This window comes from Bradyrhizobium sp. STM 3557, from assembly GCF_045571465.1.
Taxonomy (GTDB): Bacteria; Pseudomonadota; Alphaproteobacteria; order Rhizobiales; family Xanthobacteraceae; genus Bradyrhizobium.
In genome coordinates, this window is record NZ_CP120697.1 from 1,181,703 (window position 1) to 1,203,641 (window position 21,939).

22 protein-coding genes are annotated in these 21,939 nt (G+C 64.0%); 15 read left to right on the top strand and 7 right to left on the bottom strand.

The features are described 5' to 3' along the window. Positions 1-166 precede the first annotated feature (166 nt). Positions 167-1,288, bottom strand: a complete 1,122-nt coding sequence (locus tag P6U24_RS05365; RefSeq protein ID WP_407158146.1) for an NAD(P)H-dependent flavin oxidoreductase — start codon at positions 1,286-1,288, stop codon at positions 167-169. A 312-nt stretch (positions 1,289-1,600) separates the two neighbouring features. After that, positions 1,601-1,780 (bottom strand): hypothetical protein, encoded by a 180-nt coding sequence (locus tag P6U24_RS05370; RefSeq protein ID WP_407158147.1) that lies wholly within the window; start codon positions 1,778-1,780, stop codon positions 1,601-1,603. 23 nt (positions 1,781-1,803) lie between these two features. Between P6U24_RS05370 and P6U24_RS05375 the strand changes: the two genes are divergently transcribed. Next, complete coding sequence (locus P6U24_RS05375; protein WP_407158148.1) at positions 1,804-2,493, top strand: substrate-binding domain-containing protein; 690 nt, start codon at positions 1,804-1,806, stop codon at positions 2,491-2,493. Between the two features lie 13 nt (positions 2,494-2,506). Here the strand turns inward: P6U24_RS05375 and P6U24_RS05380 are convergent, their stop codons facing one another. Beyond that, positions 2,507-3,379 carry a protein-L-isoaspartate O-methyltransferase family protein gene (locus P6U24_RS05380; protein WP_407158149.1) on the bottom strand — a complete coding sequence of 291 codons (873 nt, stop codon included), beginning with the start codon at positions 3,377-3,379 and terminating at the stop codon, positions 2,507-2,509. A 212-nt stretch (positions 3,380-3,591) separates the two neighbouring features. Here P6U24_RS05380 and P6U24_RS05385 point away from each other — a divergent pair, with 212 nt between their 5' ends. Both P6U24_RS05385 and P6U24_RS05390 read left to right on the top strand, forming a co-directional pair. Next, positions 3,592-4,086: an RNA polymerase sigma factor gene (locus P6U24_RS05385; RefSeq protein WP_407158150.1), complete on the top strand. Its 495-nt coding sequence runs from the start codon at positions 3,592-3,594 to the stop codon at positions 4,084-4,086. Further along, a complete protein-coding gene (locus P6U24_RS05390) occupies positions 4,083-4,340 on the top strand; it encodes a hypothetical protein (RefSeq protein WP_407158151.1) in 258 nt (85 codons plus the stop codon). The genes P6U24_RS05385 and P6U24_RS05390 overlap by 4 nt, the downstream gene beginning before the upstream one ends. 127 nt (positions 4,341-4,467) lie before the next feature. Here the strand turns inward: P6U24_RS05390 and P6U24_RS05395 are convergent, their stop codons facing one another. Then, positions 4,468-4,830, bottom strand: coding sequence for a response regulator (locus P6U24_RS05395; RefSeq protein ID WP_407158152.1), 363 nt, complete (start codon positions 4,828-4,830; stop codon positions 4,468-4,470). A gap of 569 nt (positions 4,831-5,399) precedes the next feature. Between P6U24_RS05395 and P6U24_RS05400 the strand changes: the two genes are divergently transcribed. Further along, complete coding sequence (locus tag P6U24_RS05400) at positions 5,400-5,618, top strand: hypothetical protein (RefSeq protein ID WP_407158153.1); 219 nt, start codon at positions 5,400-5,402, stop codon at positions 5,616-5,618. Between the two features lie 778 nt (positions 5,619-6,396). Here P6U24_RS05400 and P6U24_RS05405 read toward each other — a convergent pair. Beyond that, on the bottom strand, positions 6,397-7,497 hold the full coding sequence (locus tag P6U24_RS05405; RefSeq protein ID WP_407158154.1) for an IS4 family transposase: 1,101 nt from the start codon (positions 7,495-7,497) through the stop codon (positions 6,397-6,399). A 625-nt stretch (positions 7,498-8,122) separates the two neighbouring features. On the opposite strand from P6U24_RS05405, the gene P6U24_RS05410 reads away from it, so the two are divergent. From P6U24_RS05410 to P6U24_RS05430, 5 genes are read left to right on the top strand one after another with little or no spacing between them, the layout of a single operon-like run. After that, a complete protein-coding gene (locus P6U24_RS05410) occupies positions 8,123-8,431 on the top strand; it encodes an STAS domain-containing protein (protein ID WP_407160792.1) in 309 nt (102 codons plus the stop codon). Between the two features lie 10 nt (positions 8,432-8,441). Then, positions 8,442-8,807 (top strand): response regulator, encoded by a 366-nt coding sequence (locus P6U24_RS05415; RefSeq protein ID WP_407158155.1) that lies wholly within the window; start codon positions 8,442-8,444, stop codon positions 8,805-8,807. Then, entirely contained in the window at positions 8,804-10,927 is a 2,124-nt protein-coding gene (locus P6U24_RS05420) for a chemotaxis protein CheA (RefSeq protein WP_407158156.1), read from the top strand. Before P6U24_RS05415 ends, P6U24_RS05420 begins: the two co-directional genes overlap by 4 nt. After that, on the top strand, positions 10,927-11,397 hold the full coding sequence (locus tag P6U24_RS05425) for a chemotaxis protein CheW (protein ID WP_407158157.1): 471 nt from the start codon (positions 10,927-10,929) through the stop codon (positions 11,395-11,397). Before P6U24_RS05420 ends, P6U24_RS05425 begins: the two co-directional genes overlap by 1 nt. A 31-nt stretch (positions 11,398-11,428) precedes the next feature. Beyond that, positions 11,429-13,138 carry a methyl-accepting chemotaxis protein gene (locus P6U24_RS05430; RefSeq protein ID WP_407158158.1) on the top strand — a complete coding sequence of 570 codons (1,710 nt, stop codon included), beginning with the start codon at positions 11,429-11,431 and terminating at the stop codon, positions 13,136-13,138. 117 nt (positions 13,139-13,255) lie between these two features. Here P6U24_RS05430 and P6U24_RS05435 read toward each other — a convergent pair whose 3' ends face one another. Then, on the bottom strand, positions 13,256-14,335 hold the full coding sequence (locus P6U24_RS05435; RefSeq protein ID WP_407158159.1) for an HD domain-containing phosphohydrolase: 1,080 nt from the start codon (positions 14,333-14,335) through the stop codon (positions 13,256-13,258). 368 nt (positions 14,336-14,703) lie between these two features. Between P6U24_RS05435 and P6U24_RS05440 the strand changes: the two genes are divergently transcribed. The 6 genes from P6U24_RS05440 (at position 14,704) to P6U24_RS05465 (ending at position 21,632) form a co-directional block, all read left to right on the top strand. Then, positions 14,704-15,141, top strand: coding sequence for a chemotaxis protein CheW (locus P6U24_RS05440; protein WP_407158160.1), 438 nt, complete (start codon positions 14,704-14,706; stop codon positions 15,139-15,141). A 31-nt stretch (positions 15,142-15,172) separates the two neighbouring features. Then, positions 15,173-17,368, top strand: coding sequence for a methyl-accepting chemotaxis protein (locus P6U24_RS05445; RefSeq protein WP_407158161.1), 2,196 nt, complete (start codon positions 15,173-15,175; stop codon positions 17,366-17,368). An 80-nt stretch (positions 17,369-17,448) separates the two neighbouring features. Next, positions 17,449-17,940, top strand: coding sequence for a chemotaxis protein CheW (locus tag P6U24_RS05450; protein ID WP_407158162.1), 492 nt, complete (start codon positions 17,449-17,451; stop codon positions 17,938-17,940). 1 nt (position 17,941) lies between these two features. Further along, positions 17,942-18,790: a CheR family methyltransferase gene (locus tag P6U24_RS05455; RefSeq protein WP_407158163.1), complete on the top strand. Its 849-nt coding sequence runs from the start codon at positions 17,942-17,944 to the stop codon at positions 18,788-18,790. A 15-nt stretch (positions 18,791-18,805) separates the two neighbouring features. After that, on the top strand, positions 18,806-19,900 hold the full coding sequence (locus P6U24_RS05460; RefSeq protein ID WP_407158164.1) for a chemotaxis response regulator protein-glutamate methylesterase: 1,095 nt from the start codon (positions 18,806-18,808) through the stop codon (positions 19,898-19,900). A 4-nt stretch (positions 19,901-19,904) separates the two neighbouring features. Further along, positions 19,905-21,632, top strand: coding sequence for a chemotaxis protein (locus P6U24_RS05465; RefSeq protein ID WP_407158165.1), 1,728 nt, complete (start codon positions 19,905-19,907; stop codon positions 21,630-21,632). Here P6U24_RS05465 and P6U24_RS05470 read toward each other — a convergent pair whose 3' ends face one another. Beyond that, positions 21,633-21,881: a hypothetical protein gene (locus P6U24_RS05470; RefSeq protein WP_407158166.1), complete on the bottom strand. Its 249-nt coding sequence runs from the start codon at positions 21,879-21,881 to the stop codon at positions 21,633-21,635. Positions 21,882-21,939: the final 58 nt, after the last annotated feature.

Consider the following 21,939-nt stretch of genomic DNA (forward strand, 5'->3'; position numbering starts at 1 on the left):
AACGTCACAACTATTTCATAGGTTGCCAAGGTGTTCTGCACGCCGATATGCACAGCGCGCGGAAAACTGGCTCCCGGCCGAGGCGCGCACGCTTGTGCGCTCGGGTCGCAGCGAGCCAACGCGCCATGGCGCGCATCGATCCCGATTGTTCGCGCCGCGCTCGCCATCAGTGGACTGGATGCCGCGGCAGCCAGGCCCGGCTCTCCGTCACCAGGGCCTCGATCAACGCCGCTGCAGGAAGGCTGCGCACCAGCGGCACCGCCTGGCCCGCCCACAGCGGCACGAAGTCGGTGCGCGCGCTTTTCGCGCAGGCCTTCGCGAGCGCGCGCGTCAGGCTGAGCTGGGCCGGGAAGTCGATCACCTCCGCGTCCGCCAGCTCATCGGTCATGCGGTTGCGCAGGGTGCGCGCCGGCTGGCCGGTGAAGACGCGGGTCAGCCTGGTGTCGTCGTCACTCGCCTGGCGAAGCGCCTCGCGATAGGGCGCGGGCACGACCGCCTCCTGGCAGCCGAGAAACGCGGTGCCGATCTGCACGCCGCTGGCGCCGAGCGCAAAGGCGGCGGCGATGGCGCGGCCGTCCGCGATGCCGCCGGCGGCGATCACCGGCACCCGCACCGCGTCCGCCACCTGCGGCACCAGCGCCATCGTGCCGATCAGCCCGACGCCGTCGCCGCGCGTGAACGTGCCGCGCGGGCCGCCGGCTTCGATGCCCTGTGCGATGATGGCGTCCGCGCCTTGCTCTTCCAGCGCCCGCGCCTCAGTGACCGTGGTGGCCGAGCCCATCACGACGCAGCCGGCCTGCTTGATCCGCGCCACCGTCGCCGCGGGCGGCATTCCGAAATGAAAGCTGACGGCCCGCGGGCGCGTCGTCAGGATCAATTGCAGGCGCTTCTCGTCGAAGCGCGGCAGCGGATCGGTCGGCCGCGGCACGGCGCCCAGGCCAAGCAGCCCGTAGTAGAACGCGAGCCGGGCGCGCACCAGATCGGCGGTGTCGGAATCGACCAGCGGCGCGGGATGAGCAAAGAAGTTCAGGTTGAACGGCCGCGCGGAAGCCCGCCTGACCTGGGCGATACGGCGCTGCGTGCTTCCGATCGACATCGGGCCGCAACCAAGCGAGCCGAGCGCGCCCGCGTTGGAGACGGCTGCGACCAGCGCCGGTCCGGCGTGCTGGCCCATGGGCGCCTGGATGATGGGATGGGTGATGCCGAGCAGGTCGAGCAGGCCGCTCCGCGGCCATCTGATCTCATCGGTTTGCGGCTTCTGCAATGCTTCTCCGCTGGTCTTCGTCATATCAATGATCCATGCTGACCGCCGTCCGCAGCGGCCCGGCGCACTAATGTTGTTTGTTCAATCGTCGGCGGCGTCCATGAGCTGCGTCTGTGCTCGGCTCATCGCGCCTTGCAGGCATCGCGACGTTGGGATGATCCTGCATCAATGCATGTGACAGGAAGCGCTCTCGTCATCGGCTTGTTAGTACGTACGCTCCGGTTCTCCCTCCGTGCTAATATGTGAAGCTCCTGTGACAATTCATTCTCAGCACATGCTCAGCGATCGTCGCCTCAACAGCACGTGACTGAGCGCGTCACCTGATTACGGCTGTAACTAACAATCATGCGCGTATTGCCGCAGCACGTCGAGCTGCGGCGGACACGAAAATCCGCCGGCCGGCATGACCTCGCGGCGGTCGGCCGCTTGCTCCGCCGCGGCATTTGCAATATCCGGAAAGCCGGGGCCGGATGCGGCTTGGACCCGGCGCTTGGACCGCAGCGATTGAAGCGGCACGGCTATCTCAAACGGAGCGATCGATGAGCATGACGGTGACTGGCATTTCCTCGATGGCGACCCGGCAGATCCTCTCCGAACTCGCAAGCGCCTATCAGCAGGCGAGCGGGCAGGCGGTCAGCATCGAATCCGTCGGCGGCGTCGATGCCGCCAAGCGCATCCGCGCCGGCGAGCCTTTCGACCTCGCCGTGCTCGCCTCCGACGCGCTGCGCCAGCTCGAGGCCGATGGTGCGCTGGTTGCCGGCAGTATCGTCGAAATCGCGGAGTCGCCGATGGCGATGGCGGTGCGCGCTGGCGCGATCCGGCCCGACCCGCTGGACGAGGCTGCGGTGCGCGCGGCGCTGGCGAACGCCGCGTCGATCGGCATCTCCACCGGCCCGAGCGGCGCCCATGTCGTGAAGCTGGCCCGCGACTGGGGGCTGGAGAATGAGATCGCCAGCCGCATCGTCCAGGCCAAGCCCGGCATCCCCGTCGCAAAGCTGCTCGCTGACGGCGCGGTCGAGGTCGGCTTCCAGCAGCTCAGCGAGATGCAGGGCGCGCCCGGCATCGACATCGTCGGCCTCTTGCCCGAGGCGCTGCAGCCGAAGACGATCTTCGCCGCTGCGATCTGCAAGGCGGCGGGGCATGCGGAGGCCGCGCGCGGCTTCATCAGCTATCTCGCCTCGCCCGCGACCGCGGACACCAAGCGCCGCCACGGTATGACGCCGCTGTGAGGACGATCTTCGGTCAGCGGCTTGTCGCATCCGCTCCGGCCCGCTCACGCTCCAGCCAAAACCCAGGTGCCTGATACCAGACCCGCTCGGCATCGGCAGGTGAGGGAATGCCGCGATGTAGAGCGCTGATGGGAATCTTGGGGGCTTCGAGCCCATCCAGTGCAGCTTTCAAGCGTTGGCTCGCATTCTCGTCGCGTCCGTCGATGCAGGGGTAGATGCCGACCCCGCCGATGGATGAAGCCGCAAAGGATGTGCCCCGCCGGATCACATGCAGCAGAAAGCCTGACCATGAGTCGGTGGTGAGCGGCATCAGCAGCCGGCCGCCCTCGACCAGGCCGTCGAGCCATTGCGGTGCCGGGTGCGTGCAGCCGGCGAACACGATGACGGTGTCGAATGCGCCGGCCTCGAGTGCGCGGCCATCGACTGCGATCACGTTGATCTGCGGCCAGGGCGCGAGATTGGCGCGGGCCTGCTCCGCGAGAGCCGCATCGATCTCGACCGTCGTGACGCGCCCGCCGGCGCCGACGATCTCGGCGAGCACGGCCGCGTAGTAGCCGGTCCCGGCGCCGATCTGCAGCACGCGCTCGCCGCGCGCGATATCCAGCTGCTCGAAATTGCGCGCCCAGAAACTCGGCATGCCGTTGTTGAGATTGCGGCCGGGATCGATCGCGACCAGAACATCGTGATAGAGCCAGCGCGGGTCGCTGTCTGGCGTGACGAAGGGCTGCTGATACGGGTAGGGGATGATGCGCCAGGGGCCGGGGCCGACGAAGGGCTCGCGCGGAACGGTGGCGAAAGCGTCGATCACATGCAGGTTGCGCAGCACCGGGGTCTTGCAGCGCAGGTCTTCGGCATACCAGCGGCGCGCCGCCGAAATGTCATCCATGGCTCTCTCCTGTTGCGGATGGAGATGATGCGGGCGCGGGTTGCCGGCGCAGACACGCCGAAATATTTTTCGGTACACTGTCCGCGCCGGGCCGGCTGGACCGCATAGTAAGGGACATGGAACGATCGACAGTCACCTCGGGAATTGCCAGCGCAGCGGGCCGGACGGCTGCCGACGCTGCGTCCGCGATCGAGGCGCTGTCCGAGACCGACTTGGCGCGGCTGAAGGCCTTGGCCCAGTTGTGGAGCCGCGGGCTGCCGGAAGGGTTCGGCTGGGCGGATGTGCTGCACGAGGCGATCGTGCGCGTTCTCGATGGATCGCGCGTCTGGCCGTTTGGCGTGCCGATCCTCGCGTTCCTTTCGGGCGTCATGCGCAGCATCTGCGACGATTATTGGCGCCGCGTCCGTCATGAGCAGCGGCTGCTCGTCAGCCGCGATGACCAGAGCCGGGGCGGCTCGTTGGCCGATCCGGTTGACGAAGTATCCGATCCCGAGCGGGTGGCTGTCGCGGTCGCGAGCCTGGCCGAAATCTTCCGGCTGTTCGCGGGAGACCCGATTGCCCTGAAGATCATAGACGGCATGGCCAACGGCCTTGCGGCCAGGGAGATCTGCAGCGCCTACGGCATCTCCGCCCTCGACTATGACACCGCGCGGCGGCGCATGCGGCGCACGCTGCTGCGCCATCAACGGACCTGGAGCGAGCCATGACACGCTGGCACCCCCGCGTTGAGCTGGCCCGTTTGCTCGCAGCACTCAGCGACGACATCATCGCCGCGACCGACGAGGAGGTGCGGCAGCTGCACGGCAGGGCGGTCGCCAGCACCGCCAGCGAGGTCAAGCTGCTCATCAACGCGGCGAGAGTAGATAGATGGAGCGGTGTCAGAGCGGGGATGGATGAGCCCGGAGTCGGACCGCAGCCGGCGGGTTCGCCTCGACGGCTCTTGCACCATCAGCGGCACTGATAGCGATCTGCTCGCGACATTGCGCGGTTGCGGTAACAATGCACTTTTTCCGTGGCCTATCCCGTGGTCCCAAACCGCGGGGGCATGACCCTGCACTCCTCACACTGCAAGCATGGTGAAGCTGCGATCAACATAATTCGGCGACGTCAGCTGTGAGCTTGTCGAGCTCATAGGGTTTTTCCCATCGCTGCACGGCACGGAAGCGGTCTGGAATGGTATTGGCATCGTAGCCTGTTGCAAAGACGAATGGCTTACCGAGACTCAGGAGTTTGTCCGCTATCGGGTAGGCCGAGCATCCGCGCAGGTTGATATCGATCACAGCGACATCAAAACCGTCGTGCTGGATCGCCATCGCATCTGCGAACTTGGAGACTGGCCCGATCACTTGGACGCCGTGCGATCGAAGTGCGTTCGCCAAATCATCTCCGAGGAAATATTCGTCCTCGATAACGAGAACGCGGCAGTCCTTCAAAGCAGTATTGCGGGCCATCTGTTCCAGCTTTCGCCCTGTTCTCGCACTCGCGATGACAAAGAAAGACCGGCGATAGCGTTCCTAAGCCGTAGTTCCCAACGGGCGGAAGCATCTGCCGAATTTGCGGCCGAGTTCGCTGGTGTCCCTTGTTCAGAGCTTCTCGCTCGCGAGCAAGGAGATCGCCACGGCTGGGTTCAGATCCGCCAGAAATGCTTCATGCTGCTCGGTGCGACGGCATTGGGCGCAGGCGACTGCGATGTGATCAGACAATTGATTCTCTAACAGCCGAGCTAGCGCGATGGCGGCATCCGCCCGAATGAGTAGCATGTCCCTTTCAATGGGCCCGTGCATGGAGAACGAACTCGGGTTGAGCAAGTTGGTTCCCGGTCATGTGGCCCAGCCACCGGCTTGTTCGGCCAGACCGCCCGTTGGTTCCGTTGCTGCGCAAGCAAGAATATTACGCTGCCTACCTGGAACCATTCCGCACGCGGGGCTATCATCGCGCATCACCGGCAACGGCCCGGCCCGTAGGCGCCGGTGGCTGAGAGACCGATTGCGCTCCCGCCTGCAAAGGAAGGGGGCTCGTCATGGATCGTTCTAGGCAGCTTCAACATTTGGCAGAAGCCGAGAAGCACGTATTGCGGGGCGAGCAGGCCATTTCTGATCAAGAACAGCGCATAGAAGAACTTGATCATCGTGGGCAAGACACAACTTTCGCCCGCTCCCTCTTGGAAACATTCCTTTGCACGCAAATTCAATTCGTTGCGCACCGCGATCAAATCCTTAGAGAACTCGATGGCGCTTGAACGAGACGATATTACGCCTGTGCTTCGGAGGACCTTGCCGAGCCATGACGGCAAGCCGCGCAAGCTTTTGATTTCAATCTGCTGATCCGTCCTTGGACAAATCGGGAAAGTGCTGGGACATCAACCCGTGTGGCGCTGGTGTCCCGGCGCCGGCGCTAAGGCTGGTCATGTTCTAATGAGCATTGCCGCCGACGGGACAAGAACGATGACGGCGACAGTGCAACTATCCATGATCCGGCTCGTAGCTGCGAGGATCTCCATGCAATCTTGGCTCTGTATCAATTTTTCCGATTACCAGAATAATTCTTGACTCGGACCCCAAATCAGTTGTTTCATCGCGTCATCCCGCCTCGGCACGAGGGGCGTATCGCGGTCGTCACGACACGCGAGGTGGGATTGGATGGACGCGGCGTGGCGCAGCACGTTGTCACGTGCGGACGAACGGCATGGCGCGGACGGCGAAATCGTGTGGTCCTGGCATCCCGGTGCTGGTGCTAGGTCCGCGCTGTTCATTGACGAGCGCGCGGATGACGGGGGCAATCAAGCCGGTCCCCGGGGAGAGCACGTATAAGCGTTAAAACCATCGCGCAGGGAAGGCCGCATAGGCGTTAAGATAATGCGGGCATCGATTGATATCGTCGTTTTCGAGGTGGCTCGTAGAGGTGCCGGTCCAGTACCCGTTTGCTGTGATGGAGGCGGCGGATGGTTGGTTGTGGAATGATTGCTTGTAGCAAGGACGCAATGAGTTGCTGCAAGACACGCCAAGCGCCAGGTGTCGTCAGGCGGCCTGCGTCCAGTGGGGAGAGTCCTCGAACTCGCGGACAAGCGGTTCGAGCAGCAAAATGATCAAGAGATGAGCCAGCAGGTAGGGCTTGGCGGAGCGCGGATCGGTTCCAGGCGGTGTCTTGAGGCCGATCAAACTCTTCAATCGCTTGAAGCCGAGTTCGATCCGCCATCGCAGTCTGTAAAGCGCAAGCACATCTTCGACGGTGAACTCGTCCGGCGCTAGCGAGGTGACCAGGATGACCCAATCCGCCGCTTCCAAAGTTTCTTTAGAGATGGTGCGGTTTTCGTCTTGGGCGTCTCGCCGGGCTTTACGACGCGACGCGGCAGCCGCATCGGCAGACTTCTTGACTGCGATCAGACGCATAGCCAGAGGCGCGCCGGCCTTGCGTTTGATCCAAATCGGCCGATCGATCAGTCCGCGGGCGTTCCCCGCCCGTAATTCGGCTATCAGATCGAGCGGACAGCCTTTGGCATCAAGCCAACGTGCGTTCTTCCAGCCCGCTCGGATCAAAACATCTGCACCAGCTTCGAGCACTGCCGAGATCCGATCAGGTTGTAGATAGGCGCGGTCAGCAATACGGATCTCACCCTTGACCACTGGTATGCGGTCAAACGTCTCGCCCTCTTGCTGATCTGTCAGTTCGAAATGGCCAAACCGCTCATATGGCAGATCAAATGCACTATGAATGCGCCAAAGCTCGCTGTTCTTGCGCGCAGCCGGCCCTGCCTGAGGCACTGTCGTGGCATCGATGATACGGATCAGACGGCCTCGGCTCGCCTTTGGCGCCGCCGCCGCGAGCAAGCGCTCCACAAGCACGGTAAACCAATCGCCACATTGACGCAGGCGGTAGAACAGCGCCACGCTACTCAGATTGGCAAGGCCAACAGAAGCAGCCCACGCGGCCGTCGATCTTAACCCTCTTTCACCCAGACAATAAGCCAGCATCAGCCGAAGCAACGCCACCGCATCAGGGATCCGCCGTTGCCGCACGAAAGCTTTCGTCTGGCGCGCGCTGCTCTCGAGCTGCGCAGCCCCACCTAGCTGCGTAACGACGCTCGCCCAGTCTTCGTTCAAAAGCGAATCTCGTGTCATCCCATGTTCGAATCACGAACGATTCCAACACGCAAGACTAAACTTAACGCCTATGGGGAAGGCCGGGTGATCTCGGCTGCACCTGTGGTTCTGCCGCGTGCTTCTTTGCTGCACGCGGACCATGGGGGCGGCGAGCTCCCGGCCTTCTCTGCGCCCTCCTTGATGTTGAGGGTGGCATGCCGCAGCACAACTCGGGCGTCAGATGCCGCGAGACCACGGCCGCGTGCCTGCGAGCTGTTTGACAATTGAAGCAGGATCGAAGCGATGAGACAGGCCGCGCATGCGTGATCAGTACAGGCGGGCAGCCTCGTCACTGTTCGGGATGGCTCGTACGCCAACGTAAGCTGCCTTGCGACCTGCAACAGCTGCTCTATTGCTTGCGACGAGACGTCGGACCGTCGACCGCGTCACCGGAATGTTACGGGTGCCCGGCGCGGTCAGCCTTTCAAGCATCGATGCCGCGTCCAGCACGCCGCAATTCTCATCGCATCTGCAGGGTGCATCGCGTAGGACCCGCAAGCCCCAGTCATTAACGCTTTCCTCATGCCTGAGACCTATTGTCGGCGACCTATCCGGTTCACTCACTTGTGTCATGTGGATCGAAAGCGATTTGGAGGCTCGGCCGATGTCTGATCTGATTCCACCCAGACAGGCCTTACGCCTTCCGGCCGATTGCAGCATCGCATGCATAAGGGTGGTGTGCGAGCTGATCCGCGATGCCTTCGGTCGTCATGAGCGGCTCGAAATCGACTGCTCGCATGTCGACAAGGCCGACGTCACGTCGATCCAGCTCCTGCTGTCGACCGCCAAGACGGGCCGGGCCGAAGGACGCAAGGTCGTCCTGACGGCGTTCTCGCAGGCGCTTCGCAAGACCCTGCACCGCGCGGGCTTCACCAGTGACGAGATGATCACGCATCATTTCCACAAACAATAAAGAGGCGCCAATGGCGACGATCCTGACTGTCGACGACTCCCCGAGCATGCGCCAGATGATCAGAATGACGCTCGAGCCGGCCGGCCACAGCGTGATCGAAGCGGGCGATGGTGCCCAAGGCCTGGCTAAGGCGCAGGCCAGCCGTCCCGACATGGTGATCACCGATCTCAACATGCCAGTCATGAACGGACTGGATTTGATCCGGGCCTTGCGCAAGCAGCCGACGCTCACCGGACTGCCCATCGTGTTTCTGACCACGGAATCCAGTGACGGCGCCAAGCAGGAAGCAAAGAGCGCCGGGGCGACGGGATGGATCACCAAGCCCTTCGTCCCGGCTCAGCTGCTCGCGGTGGTCGGCAAGCTGGTGCGGTCATGAGCTTCGCCGACGCCACTGCAGTTTTCCGCCAGGAAGCAAGCGAACTGCTGGAGGTGTTGGAAGGCACGTTGCTCGATCTCGGCCAGCGACCTCACGACAAGGATCTGGTCGATACTGCGTTCCGCGCTCTGCACACGATCAAGGGCTCGGGCGCGATGTTCGGGTTCGACAAGGTCGCCGCCTTCACCCATGAGTTCGAAACCGCCTTCGACCGGGTGAGAAAAGGCGAGATCGTTCCCACGCAGGAGCTGATCGCGGTCGCGCTCGCCGCCAAGGACTACATCCGCGCCCTGATCGAGGCGCCCGACGAGACCGATACGATCATCGGCGATGCCATCCTTGGCGATCTGACCCAGTTCGTCGCGCCGCTGGCTGCCGCCGCAGAGCCGGCCGTTGCCGTCTTGACCGCCACATCGGCGGAGCCGAAGCGTCCGGCGGGCTGGAAGCTCTATCTCGAATTCGAGCAGCATGTGCTGCGCAACGGCTCGAACCCGCTCGACCTGCTCGAGGATCTCTGCAAGCTCGGTCCCTGTTTTGCCGTCCCGCTGACCGACGCCATTCCGCTCTTGGGTGAACTCGAGCCGGAAGACTGCTATCTCAAATGGGACGTCACGCTGCATTGTGGTTGCGATCGGGCCGCGATCGACGACGTCTTCATGTTCGTCTGCGACGAGATGAAGCTGACGATCACGCCGCTGACGCAGGCCGACGTCACGCCGCAAATGGTCGCGCCGGTCCAGGACGCGTTCGTTCAGGACGCGCTCGTCCAAGACGTGGACGTCCAGGACGAGCCGGCTGCGATTGTGGCCGCAGCGGCACCGGCCATCGTGCCTGAACGGGAGCCGGTTGCGCCACGGCCGGTTGACGCGGCAACGGCGGAGCCGGCAGCGCCGCAGGCGCCTGCCAAGGCCCGCCGCGAGGAGCCGAAGCGGAGCGACGAGCGTGCGGTCGCCACGGTGCGCGTGCAGGCCGAGCGGCTCGATGAGCTGATGGACCGGGTCGGCGAGCTCGTGATTGCGCAGGCCCGGCTCAGCCAGTTGGCGGCGGGCAGCGACGACCTGTCGATCAAGATGATCGCGGAGGAAATCGAACGGCTCGCGGGCAGCCTGCGCGACACCACGATGGGCGCGCGCATGGTGCCGATCGGCTCGCTGTTTGGCCGCTTCCGCCGCCTGGTGCACGATCTGTCGCGCGATCTCGGCAAGCCCGTGGAGTTCATCACCTCAGGCGAGGACACAGAGCTCGACAAGACCATGATCGAATGCCTGGCCGATCCGCTGGTGCATCTGATCCGCAACGCGATCGATCACGGCATTGAAGATAACGCTGCGCGCGCGGCCGCCGGCAAGACCGAGTCCGGTCGCATCGAGCTGCAGGCGGTCCATTCGGGCGCGCAGGTGCTGGTGACGGTGCGCGACAACGGCGGCGGCCTCAATACCGCGCGTATCAGGGCCAAGGCGGAAGAGCAGGGCCTCATCGCGTCCGGTGCGACGCTGTCGGACAGCGACATCCATCAGTTCCTGTTCCACCCTGGCTTCTCGACGGCGCAGACCATTTCGGCGCTGTCGGGCCGCGGCGTCGGCATGGACGTGGTCAAGCGCACCATCGAGAACATGCGCGGCTCGATCGATCTTTCAACCCGGCCGGGTCAGGGCACCACCGTGACGCTGCGGCTGCCGCTGACGCTCGCGATCATCGAGGGCCTTCTGATCCGGGTCGGCGAGGGGCGCTACATCATTCCGCTGTCCGCCGTGGAGGAATGCGTCGAGCTGACGCCCGAGGACCAGCGCTCGCGCGGCCGAAGCTTCCTCAATGTGCGCGGCAGCCTGGTGCCGTTCCTGCGGCTACGCGAACTGTTGCACGTCGATGCCGCGGCTGATCCGCATCAGAAGACCATCATCATCTCGACCGGCGAATGCCGCGTCGGGCTGGTGGCCGACCAGATCATCGGCAGTCACCAGACGGTGATCAAGTCGCTGTCGAAGCTTCACTCGGACGTCACGATCTTCTCGGGCGCGACCATTCTGGGCGACGGCACCGCGGCACTGATTCTGGACGTGGCGCAGCTCGTGGCGCTGGCGCAGGTTCGGACCGAGAAGCAGATCAACGAGGCGGCTTGATGAGCAGCGCGCACAAACAGGACGCGTCCGCGGCGACTGACGGCGCGCTTCAGGTCGTTATGATCGGGCTCGGCGAGGAGAAGTTCGCGCTCGAAGCCGAGCTGGTGCGCGAGATCATCGATCCGGTGCCGGTGACGAAGGTGGCTGGCGCGCGAGCCTTCGTGCCGAGCGTGATCAATGTGCGGGGCAATGTGATTCCGCTCGCCGATCTGCGCATCCGCTTCGGCATGCCGGTGGCGGAAGCCTCCGTCGACACCCGCATCGTCGTGATCGAGCTCCGGATCGACAACGAGCCGGTTCTGGTCGGGCTCACCGCCGACAAGGTGTATGAGGTGACCGAGATCGTTCGCGCCGATGTGCAGCAGACGCCGCGGGTCGGCATGCATTGGCGTCCGGAGTTCATCCGCTTCATCAGCAAATGGCACGAGGAGTTCGTCATCGTGCCGAACATGGAACGCATTCTGAATTAGGGATGTCCTGGGGCATAGGACGGGGGCTGACATGAGATTCACAATCAAGGCCAAGCTGGCGAGCGCGTTCGGAGCGATCATCATCCTCTCGGCAGTTGCAGGCGGCATCGCCTACCTGAAGCTGAGCGACATGATCGGCAATGCAGACAGCATGGCCCAGCGCGCAAAGCGCATGGAGAAGGCTGCCGAGATCGAGAAGGAGATTCTCGTGCAGGTCCGCGCCGAGAAGAACGCCATTCTCGGGTCGGAGCAGCAGGCCGAGCAATTCGCCGCCGACGCGGCCAAGAGCAGGGAAACCTCGCTCAAGACCAGGGATGAGGTCTATGCCTTGGCGAGCGAGCAGGGAAAGCGGCTCCTCGATGGCTTCGCCGCCGCCTATTCCAAGATGATCGCGTTCCAGGACGAGACTTTCAGGCTTGCCCGGACGGACAAGGCCAAGGCCACCGAGCGCTCGATGGGCGAGGGCCGCAAGGTCGTCGCTGACGCGCTCGATGCGATGGGCACATATGTTGCGAATACCAAGAAGCAGCTCGCCGAGCAGGTGGTCCAGGCCAAGGCGGAAGGTCAGCAGGCGCAGCTCGTTCTGCTGACGATCATCGGGGCATCCCTGGCGATCGCCATTGCGGCCGCAATCTGGATCTCGCTCAGCATCAGCCGCTCTTTGGGACGCGCGGTGGACCTGGCCGGTGCGGTTGCGCGAGGCGATCTCAGCCAAACGATTCCGTCGGCGAGCAACGATGAGATCGGCGATCTCATCCGTTCGCTCAACGGAATGGTCGACAAGCTGCGGCAGGTGGTGTCTGAAGCGCTGACCGCCGCCCAGAACGTGTCGGCGGGGAGCCAGGAGCTGTCAGCCTCCGCCGAGCAGCTTTCACAGGGCGCGACCGAGCAGGCTTCGTCTGCCGAGGAAGCCTCCTCCTCGATGGAGGAGATGGCGGCCAACGTGAAGCAGAACGCCGACAACGCCAGCCAGACCGAGAGGATCGCCACACAGTCCGCGAGGGATGCCGAAGCGAGCGGTTCTGCGGTTGGGCGCGCCGTGCAGGCGATGCAGACGATCGCGGAGAAGATCACGATCGTGCAGGAGATCGCACGCCAGACCGACCTCCTCGCGCTGAACGCTGCCGTCGAGGCGGCGCGCGCCGGCGAGCACGGCAAGGGTTTTGCGGTGGTCGCCTCCGAAGTGCGCAAGCTCGCCGAGCGCAGCCAGGCGGCTGCGGCCGAAATCGGCACGCTGTCATCGGACAGCCTAAAGGTGGCGCAGGACGCAGGTCAGATGCTCGCCAAGCTGGTGCCGGACATCAAGAAGACCGCGGAGCTCGTGCAGGAGATCACGGCAGCCTGCCGCGAGCAGGATGTCGGCTCGGCGCAGATCAACCAGGCAATCCAGCAACTCGACAAGGTCGGCCAGCAGAACGCCAGTGCATCCGAACAGGTCTCCTCGACCTCAGAGGAATTGGCCTCGCAGGCCGAGCAGTTGCAGTCGACGATCTCCTTCTTCCGGATCGACGACCTCGCGGCGGCGTCAGGTGTGGAGGGACGCGCATCGATCGATCATGCGGTTGGACAGCTTCGCGCCAAGGCCGCGCGAATGGCCGCCGTGGACCGCAGTGCCAAGAAGCCTCTGCCGGCCAAATCGGCCGCTCCGCGCCGCCAACTCAAGGCAGCCGGCGGAGGCGGCGGCTTCGCCTTCGCCTTGGACGATGGTGCGGACGAGCGCGATGCGGACTTCCAGCGCTGAACCGGGCCGGGAGCGTAGGTCGCGACGTCGTGCAACACGATATCGGCTTGGGTCCGATCCAGCAGCGAAGATCGGCCTCTCTCCCATGGAGAGGCCGATCTACATAACCTGATCCAATCAGGCCACCCGCAGCGAACGTCCATCCTTGCGCGGGAACGGCGCCAGCGACTGCGACGTCGCGATCGATGCGACTTCGTCCCAGCGGGACACGAATGCATCGACGCAATCCGGGTCGAAATGCCGCGCCCGGTTCGCGATCAGATAATCGCGGGCCTCGATCAGCGGCATTGCCTCCTTGTAGGGGCGGCGCGATGTCAGCGCATCGAATACGTCCGCGACCGCCACCACGCGCGCCGCGATCGGAATCTCGGCGCCCTTGAGCCCGTTCGGATAGCCGGCGCCATCCCACCGTTCGTGATGCGCCGATGCGATCGTCGCGGCGAGCCGGATCAGGTCGCATTCGCTGTCCGCGAGGATGTGTTCTCCGATCCGGGCGTGGGTCCTGACTACCGCCATTTCGCTCTCGGTGAGCCGGCCGGGCTTGAGCAGGATGTGGTCGGGAATTCCGACCTTGCCGACATCATGGAGCGGGGCGGCGAGGTAAATCTCCCGGCAAAAGCGCGCCGGCAGGCCGAGCTGCTCGGCGATCACCTGACTGTATTTGGCGACGCGCAGCGTATGCTCGCCGGTGTCATTGTCGCGATACTCGACGGCCAGCGCGAGACGCAGGATGATCTCCTCCTCGCGCTCCTGCAGCTTGCGCGTGGCAGCAGCGACCTCGGACGCAAGATGCGATGCGCGATCGTTGAGCTTCCTGACCGCTTTGCCGAGGCTGATGAGATTGCGCAGCCGCACCCTGACCTCGACGCTATTGCGACGTTTGGGGAGAAAATCCGTCGCGCCGGCTTCCAGGGCGCGCAGCTTGATTTCATCGGAGTCGCTCGACGTGATCATCGCCACCGGCGTCTCGCTGAAACCGGCCAGCGCGCGCAGCTCGCGGACGAACTGGATGCCGTCCATCTTCGGCATTTCGTAGTCGACCAGGACGATGTCGAAATGAAGCTCCCGGGCGATGTCGAGCGCGGCCACGGGATCGAGGCTGGTTGTGGCCTGGACCGACCCATCTGTCTCGATGAGACGCTTCAGGAAATCGAGAACCGAAGGGCTATCGTCGACGATAAGCGCTTGGGTCAGCATCCGCCCTCTTTCGAATTGTTGTCCGGTAGCATCGAGCTGGCGAGGCTACCGCCTGGTTGTTACCCGCTCATTAATCTCCCCCGTGTTCTCCCGGGCACGTCATCAATGATCCCGTGCCGCGACGATGATGTCGCTGGCTATTTCATGAAATTATTTTCTTACCGCTCTTCAGCAATTTCTAATTCTAACTTTCTATTCTGCAACCGTCTCGGGCGTCGGGGGATGGTGCTCGAGCATATGGGGAGTTCCGTGTCTGATTTGATTGCGTCGACGATGTGGGTTCTCGCGGGCGCGCTGCAGCCGCCGCCGCGAACGCAGATGAGCGTGGCCGTGCAATGACGATTATGCGCGAACAGGATACGTCCCTGATGAGGGAGAGCACGCTTCAAGTCGTGATGATCGGGCTCGGCGAGGAGAAGTTTGCGCTTGAAGCCGAGTTGGTGCGCGAGATCATCGATCCGGTGCCGGTCACCCGCGTGGCCGGCGCGCGGGCCTTCGTGCCGAGCGTGATCAACGTGCGTGGCAACGTGATTCCGCTCGCCGATCTGCGCGTCCGCTTCGGCATGCCTGCGGCGCAAGCCTCTGTCGACACACGCATCGTGGTGATCGAGCTCAAGGTCGACAGTGAGCCGGTTCTCGTCGGGCTCACGGCCGACAAGGTCTACGAAGTCACGGAGATCGTCCGCACCGACATTCAGCAGACGCCGCGTGTCGGCATGCATTGGCGGCCGGAATTCATCCGCTTCATCACCAAATGGCCCGAGGAGTTCGTCATCGTGCCGAACATGGAACGCATTCTGAACTAGCAGCGTCCCGGAGGCGGGACAGGGGACTAAGATGAGAGTTACTATTAAAGCCAAGCTGGCCGGCGCTTTTGGCGCGGTCATCATATTGTCGGCGGTTGCGGGCGGCATCGCTTACAGCCAATTGACCTCGCTGAGCGGGACCGGCGAGCGGACCGTCGCGCAGGCAAACCGGCTGAAAATGGCCGCGGACGTCATGAACGGCATTCAGGGTCAGCAGCGCTCGGAAATGCGCATGCTCGCTTCGACCAGCGACAAGGACGTGCAGGACTATTACAGCACCATGATGACGCGGCGCGACAGGGTGCTGAAGCTGAGGGATGAGCTCTACAGCAAGGCCAGCGATGCCGGCCGACGCATCCTCGACGACGCGGGCGTCCACATCAAGCGCATGAACGAGCTCGAAGATCAGATTGCGAAACTGACCCTGCTGAACTCCAACAACAAGGCCGCACAGCTCTGGAAGGGCGAGGGCCAACCCGCGGTCAAGGAGCTGGACAACCTGCTCGATTCAATGGTCGCGGAGCTGAACAAGGGGGCTTCGGAAAGTCAGCTTGCCGTGACAGCGCTCCTGACCGCCAAGCTCGACGCGGCGCGCCTGTCGCGCGCAATAGTTTCGTCCTACACGACCGCGGACCTGAATGAGGTCGAGGCCGACGTGAAGGAAGCGACACAGCGCCTGAACGCAGTCAAGTCGGACATTGCAAAGCTGGCGAGCGGGCAGAGCGCGAGCGCGGCCGCTCCGCTCAACGCCCAGCTCGATCGTCTGTCCAAGGCTGCCGAAAAGTCGACCGGCCTCGCCGCGGAAGCCGGCAACATCAAGGCGGCCGCGCTCGCAAATGGCGAGGGACGCAAAGCATTCAATGAGAGCCTCGATTCGATCGAGCAATATGTAAAGCGCAACGAGCAGCAGATGGCGGAGGTCTCCGACGAGGCAGCAAAGGAAGCAAGCTTTGCCAAGCTGCTTGTGATCTGCGCCATCATCGGCGCGTTGCTGGTCGCGGTGGCATCGGCGACCTGGATCGCGATCAGCACCAGTCGCGCCCTGGCCCGCGCTGTCGAGCTCGCCAACGCGGTTGCGATCGGTGATCTCAGCCAGAAGATCGAGAGCAAGAGCGACGACGAGATCGGCGATGTGCTCAAGTCGCTGAATGCGATGACGACGAACCTGAACGCGACGGCCTCCGTGGCCAACGAGATCGCCAACGGCAATCTCACGGTTGCTGCGAAGCCGTTGTCGGACCAGGACACGCTGGGTCTGGCGCTCGAGCGGATGGTCGAGAAGCTCCGTCAGATCGTGTCGGAAGCGCTCACGGCGGCGCAGAACGTCTCCGCCGGCAGCCAGGAGCTGTCGGCCTCTGCCGAGCAACTGTCGCAAGGTGCGACCGAGCAGGCGGCGTCCGCCGAAGAAGCCTCCTCCTCGATGGAGGAAATGGCCGCGAATGTGAAGCAGAACGCCTCCAACGCCAGCCAGACGGAGAAGATCGCCGCGCAATCGTCAAAGGACGCGGAAGCAAGCGGCGTCGCGGTGGGCCGTGCGGTGGAAGCGATGCGCACCATCGCCGAGAAGATCACGATCGTGCAGGAGATCGCGCGTCAGACCGATTTGCTGGCACTGAACGCCGCGGTCGAAGCGGCGAGAGCCGGCGAGCACGGCAAGGGCTTTGCTGTCGTCGCCTCCGAGGTGCGCAAGCTTGCCGAACGCAGCCAGGCCGCGGCTGCGGAGATCGGAACGCTATCTTCCGATAGCGTCAAGGTGGCTCAGGAGGCCGGCCAGATGCTCGCAAAGCTGGTCCCGGACATCAAGAAGACGGCCGAGCTGGTCGAGGAGATCACCGCCGCCTGCCGCGAACAGGACGTCGGTTCGGCGCAGATCAACCAGGCGATTCAGCAGCTCGACAAGGTCGGCCAGCAGAATGCCAGCGCCTCGGAGCAGGTGTCGTCGACGTCTGAGGAGCTGGCCTCGCAGGCCGAGCAGTTGCAGGCCACCATCGCTTATTTCCGGATCGAGGAGGCCGCAACCACAGCGCCCGCTGCTAGCCCAAGGCCGATCGACCGCGCCGTCGGGCAGCTGCGCGCCAAAGCTGCCAGTATGGCGGCAGCCGAGCGTGGGGCCAGGAAGACGGTCACGGTTGCTCCGGCCCGTGCGGTCAAGGTCGCCGGCGGCGGAGGCTTCGCCTTTACCCTGGATGACGGTGCTGACGAGCGTGACGCAGATTTTCAGCGCTGAGGTTTGTCTAGGGTGATGCGGCGCCGCTCGCCAGGGCTGGTCGCCTCTTCCGAACTGTCATTTCATGAGGGAAGCCTGACATGGCCGCCATCTCGCAATATCTGACGCTTGGTCTCGCCGGTGAGACGTTCGGCATTTCGATCCGCAATGTCCGGGAGATCCTGGACATGCGGCCGATTTCACGGCTGCCGCATGCACCGCATTTCCTGCTTGGAATGATCGACGTGCGCGGCACCGGCTATCCGATCGTGGATCTCAGATTGAAGCTCGATCTGCCGAGCGTGCCGTCGACCGATGCGACGCGGATCATCATCCTCGACGTGCCGATCGAAGATCGCGTCGTCGGCGTCGGCTTCGTCGCCGATTGCGTTTTCGAGGTCACCGACATCGACGAGAGCACCACCGAGCCTGTGCCCTCCGTCGGCGGCCGCTGGCGGTCCGACTACATCGCGCGCATCGGCCGCAAGGGAGAAAAATTCATCATCATCTTCGATCTGGCGAAGCTGATGTCCGACTCCGAGTTCGCGAGCGCCGGCCAGCCGGAGCTGGACGCCGCCAGTGCCGTAGCATGACATGACGACCGCAAACGCATTGCACACGACGCAGCTTTCGGATCGCCACTTCCGTTCGGTGGCCCAGCTGATCGAGCAGCAGGTTGGGATCAAGCTGCCCGCTGCCAAGCGGCTGATGCTGGAGGGGCGTCTGCACAAGCGCGTCAGGGCGCTCAACTTCTCAGGTATCGCGGAGTATGTCGACAATCTGTTCGAGGAAGGACTGCTCGAGAGTGAGCTGACGCATCTGATCGATGTCGTCACGACCAACAAGACCGATTTCTTCCGCGAGCCGTCGCACTTCACCTTCATGAAGGACGTCGCGGTGCCGGCGCTCTCGAAAACACGTGGGCGTCAGGAGCTGAAGATCTGGAGCGCAGCCTGCTCGATGGGCATGGAAGCATACACAGCGGCCATGGTACTGGACGACATGGCGCGCAGCTCCAGGTCGCTCCGGTACCGCATTCTCGGCACCGACATTTCGACCGCGGTGCTCGCGCTAGCCAGGCAGGCCATCTACACAAGCGACGTGCTCGCGCCGGTTCCGCCGGAGTTTGTCAAGCGTTACTTCCTGAGATCGAAGGATCGCGCCAGCGACGAGGTCCGGATCGTGCCGGAGCTGCGTCGCATGACCAATTTCATGCGCATGAACCTGATGGACGCGACCTATCCGGTGGATCGCGACGTCGACATCATCTTCTGCCGCAACGTGCTGATCTATTTCGAGCGGGAGACCCAACGCAAGGTCATCGAGCAGCTCTGCTCGCATTTGAGACCCGGAGGTTACCTGATGGTCGGCCATTCCGAGTCCATGATCCACAGCGTCGTGCCGGGCCTGAAGCAGGTCCAGCCGACGATCTTTCGGGTCTAGCGGAAGGGGCGCGCCATGGTCGAACCAAAGTGTCGCGTGCTGATCGTGGATGACTCCGCCTCGGTGCGCCAGATCCTCTCGACGATCCTGAGCGAGGATCCCGAGATCGAGATCATGGGGACGGCGTCTGATCCGTTCGCGGCGGCCCGCCGGCTGCAGAACGAATTGCCCGATGTCATCCTGCTGGATATCGCGATGCCGCGGATGGACGGCATCACCTTCCTGCGCAAGATCATGGCGCAGCATCCGATCCCCGTGATCATCTGCTCATCGCTGACCGAGGACGGCTCCGAGCAGATGCTTGAAGCGTTGGAAGCCGGGGCTGTCGACATCGTGCCCAAGCCGCGCATCGATACCAGGCAGGCGCTGTTCGAGAGTTCGGCGCGGCTGCGCGAGGCGGTGAAGGCGGCCGCACGGGCAAGAGTGCGGCCGCGTCCCGGCCGTCGATCTCTGGTCGAGAAGAAGCTCACGGCGGATGCGATCATGCCGCCCCCGCTGGCGGGACGGTCACGGCCCGTGACCGAGCGTATTGTTTGCATTGGTGCTTCGACCGGCGGGACGGAGGCGCTCGCCGACGTGCTCGAATCGCTGCCGCCACATTGCCCGGGAATCCTGATCGTGCAGCACATGCCGCAAGGCTTCACCGCGGCTTTCGCCCGCCGCCTGAACGGGACCTGCCAGATCCAGGTCAAGGAGGCGGAGGACGGCGAAGCAGTGCAGTCCGGCTGCGCCTATATCGCGCCGGGATCGAAACACATGCTGCTGCAGCGGAGCGGTCTGCGCTATCACATTGCGATCAAGGACGGCCCGCCGGTGTCGCGGCATCGCCCCTCGGCGGACGTCCTGTTCCGCTCGGCCGCACAATTCGCCGGAGCCAATGCGCTCGGAATCATCATGACCGGGATGGGCGATGATGGCGCGCGCGGGCTGCTCGAGATGCGCAAGCTCGGCGCTGCCACACGCGCACAGGACGAGGAGAGCTGCGTCGTGTTCGGCATGCCCAAGGAAGCGATCGCGCGAGGCGCAGCGGAGAAAGTCGTGCCGCTGCGCCAGATCCCGCGCGAGATCATGCTGTGGCATCAGGCCGGTCAGGCCGCAATGACGGATTGATGCGGTGACGCTTTCGACGGACAGGATGGACGCGATCGCGGCGGCGGTGACCTCGATCGCCGGCGTTTCTTCACAGATCGAGGACTCCTTTGCCGAGATCGGAGATCGTCTCAGCCAGGGGCATCGGATCTTCAAGGAGCTCGAGGCGAGCCTCGTCGTCCTGGCGCAGGAGCTGTCGGGAACGGGTATCGAGAGCGCTTCGCAGGCGCTCCAGAATATCGCGGACCGGCTGAACGATGTTGCCCTGGCGCTGCCGGCCGAAGCCGCTCTGCTCGGCGACATCGGCGAGCAGGCCAAGCAGGCCGGCGCCATCCTCAAGCTGCTGTCCGGCCACATCCAGATGATCACGATCGTGGCGCGCAGCGCGCGGATCGAGGCCGCATCGTTCGATGGTGAGCGGCAAAGCTTCCTCGATTTCACCCGCGAAGCCTTCGAGCTCGGCCAGGCCGCGCAGCGTTCCGTTGAGGCTTGCACCCGTGACGGTGTTCAGCTCGCCAAGGCCGTCGAAGCCGCGCTGGCGCGGCAGAGGGAGTTCGAGAACCTGCATCGCAGCGAGCTGTTGTCGGTCGCCGCCGGATTGGTGAGCGCGCGTTCGGAGCTGAAGGTGCAGCAGGTGGGTGGGGCGAGGCTGACCGAGATGGCTGCAACGGCCGCGAGCCGGATCGCGTCGGCAATCACCGAGGCGGTCATGGCACTGCAATCGGGCGATGCGACGCGCCAGCGGCTGGAACATATCAGCCAGGGGCTCGGCCGCATGCCTCAGCCTGCGCCGAACCTGATGCTGGAGGCGTCCGCGGCGGCCGCGGCTGCGGCCTGGCTCATCGGCCAGCTCCAGGCCGAGCAGCTGAAGGACACCAAGCGCGCCTTCGATCAGGACCTCGCGCGCACGGTGAGCGCGCTCGGCGCAATCATGTGCGACGCCGGCGGCCTCGTGGCGCAGAGCCGCGCCATTTATGGCGGCGAAAGCGAGGATGCATCCTCGTTCCTGGCCGTGGTGAAGCAGCGCTTATCGCAGGCGTCGAACCTGATCGCGGCCTGCGAGCAGTCGGGCGTATCGGTCGATAATGCGCTGTCTGTTGTCACCGAAACGGTGGGGCGCTTCCGCGAGGCGATCTCCGGCCTCGGCGACGCTGTGGGCGACATCATCCTGATCGGCATGAATGCCAGCTTGAGGGCAGCCCGCGCCGGCGCGAAGGGCAATGCGTTCGTGGTGATCGCCAACGAGCTCAAGGCCGCTGCAGACCAGATGTCGGCTGGTGCCCACAGACTCAGGCCTGTTCTTGACCGGATCGAAACCCTTGTCGGTGAGCTGCGGGAGCGGCGTGCAAAGGGCAACGCGGCCGAGCTCGCCCGGCTCGAGCCAGCGGTGCTGAACGCGCTGCAGGAGGTCGAGGCCGGTAACGAGCAATTGGTGGGACTGATGACGCGGCTTGCGCGGGAGAGTGCCGCATTCGACGAATTGTTGGGCCGGGCCCGCGATCGCATGACTGCGCTCGATCAGGCATCGGCCGCGTTACCGGCACTGGCTGCAGCCATCGCCGCCCAGAACGCCGCACCCCCGCTGCCTCTGTTGTCCGCAGCGGATGAGTCGCTGCTGGGTGAGTTGTTCACCCGTTACACGATGGAGCGCGAACGCGAGGTCCATCGGGACGTATTGCGGCGGTTTGGCGTGACATCAGAGGTCACTGTCATGCCGGCAGCGCACGAAGACGATGGTGTGCTGCTATTTTGATCACTGGTGTCCAGGGCCCGTGAAGCGGATGCGCTTAACGGCGCCGTCCGGATAACGGACATGTGTTACATGCGGCGGCAACCGCGACGTATCCTCGTGCTCATCAACGTCGACGAGTTGCCCGGTCTTCTCCATCGTTTCGATGAACTGCCGCGTCTCCGCGTCCTGCTCGGATTGCGGCTTGGGTGGATTGGTCATCGCCTTCGTCCGGCTCTCCTCGCTATCAGCCCATTTTAGCATTCCTTGCATGCCCAATCCACCCGATCGAATCGGCGTGACGGCACCCGCTTTGGGAGGAAGCGGGTGC

Excerpts from the sequence above, each read along its gene's own strand:
- P6U24_RS05365 (WP_407158146.1), bottom strand. The coding sequence starts at position 1,288 with ATGACGAAGACCAGCGGAGAAGCATTGCAGAAGCCGCAAACCGATGAG.
- P6U24_RS05375 (WP_407158148.1), top strand. The coding sequence starts at position 1,804 with ATGAGCATGACGGTGACTGGCATTTCCTCGATGGCGACCCGGCAGATC.
- P6U24_RS05380 (WP_407158149.1), bottom strand. The coding sequence starts at position 3,379 with ATGGATGACATTTCGGCGGCGCGCCGCTGGTATGCCGAAGACCTGCGC.
- P6U24_RS05390 (WP_407158151.1), top strand. The coding sequence starts at position 4,083 with ATGACACGCTGGCACCCCCGCGTTGAGCTGGCCCGTTTGCTCGCAGCA.
- P6U24_RS05395 (WP_407158152.1), bottom strand. The coding sequence starts at position 4,830 with ATGGCCCGCAATACTGCTTTGAAGGACTGCCGCGTTCTCGTTATCGAG.
- P6U24_RS05400 (WP_407158153.1), top strand. The coding sequence starts at position 5,400 with ATGGATCGTTCTAGGCAGCTTCAACATTTGGCAGAAGCCGAGAAGCAC.
- P6U24_RS05405 (WP_407158154.1), bottom strand. The coding sequence starts at position 7,497 with ATGACACGAGATTCGCTTTTGAACGAAGACTGGGCGAGCGTCGTTACG.
- P6U24_RS05410 (WP_407160792.1), top strand. The coding sequence starts at position 8,123 with ATGTCTGATCTGATTCCACCCAGACAGGCCTTACGCCTTCCGGCCGAT.
- P6U24_RS05415 (WP_407158155.1), top strand. The coding sequence starts at position 8,442 with ATGGCGACGATCCTGACTGTCGACGACTCCCCGAGCATGCGCCAGATG.
- P6U24_RS05420 (WP_407158156.1), top strand. The coding sequence starts at position 8,804 with ATGAGCTTCGCCGACGCCACTGCAGTTTTCCGCCAGGAAGCAAGCGAA.
- P6U24_RS05425 (WP_407158157.1), top strand. The coding sequence starts at position 10,927 with ATGAGCAGCGCGCACAAACAGGACGCGTCCGCGGCGACTGACGGCGCG.
- P6U24_RS05430 (WP_407158158.1), top strand. The coding sequence starts at position 11,429 with ATGAGATTCACAATCAAGGCCAAGCTGGCGAGCGCGTTCGGAGCGATC.
- P6U24_RS05435 (WP_407158159.1), bottom strand. The coding sequence starts at position 14,335 with ATGCTGACCCAAGCGCTTATCGTCGACGATAGCCCTTCGGTTCTCGAT.
- P6U24_RS05440 (WP_407158160.1), top strand. The coding sequence starts at position 14,704 with ATGAGGGAGAGCACGCTTCAAGTCGTGATGATCGGGCTCGGCGAGGAG.
- P6U24_RS05445 (WP_407158161.1), top strand. The coding sequence starts at position 15,173 with ATGAGAGTTACTATTAAAGCCAAGCTGGCCGGCGCTTTTGGCGCGGTC.
- P6U24_RS05450 (WP_407158162.1), top strand. The coding sequence starts at position 17,449 with ATGGCCGCCATCTCGCAATATCTGACGCTTGGTCTCGCCGGTGAGACG.
- P6U24_RS05455 (WP_407158163.1), top strand. The coding sequence starts at position 17,942 with ATGACGACCGCAAACGCATTGCACACGACGCAGCTTTCGGATCGCCAC.
- P6U24_RS05460 (WP_407158164.1), top strand. The coding sequence starts at position 18,806 with ATGGTCGAACCAAAGTGTCGCGTGCTGATCGTGGATGACTCCGCCTCG.
- P6U24_RS05470 (WP_407158166.1), bottom strand. The coding sequence starts at position 21,881 with ATGCAAGGAATGCTAAAATGGGCTGATAGCGAGGAGAGCCGGACGAAG.